We start from the raw sequence: 240 nt of genomic DNA on the forward strand, positions 1-240 counted from the left end.
GCACCACCGCCAATGCCAGTCTCGACGTCAACGTTGTGGACGACCTGCCTGCCGGGGTGAACGACAGCAATGCGAGTACTGCCTCGGAATCCCTGCTGACCCTCAACGGCAATGTGCTGACCAACGATGTGCAGGGCGCTGACCGCGTACCTGTCGGTGAAAACTCCGGACCGATCACTCCCGGCACTTTCAATGGTACCTACGGCACCCTGGTGCTCAACGCCAACGGCACGTACACCT

At 60.8% G+C, this 240-nt stretch carries 1 protein-coding gene; it reads left to right on the forward strand.

The window, feature by feature from the left end; genetic code table 11:
• Window positions 1-240 (forward strand): hypothetical protein (locus tag KW839_RS28245; protein ID WP_218426055.1); only part of this gene is annotated, 240 nt, incomplete at both ends.

The sequence above is a fragment of the Pseudomonas sp. PDM31 genome, assembly GCF_019218965.1.
GTDB lineage: Bacteria > Pseudomonadota > Gammaproteobacteria > Pseudomonadales > Pseudomonadaceae > Aquipseudomonas.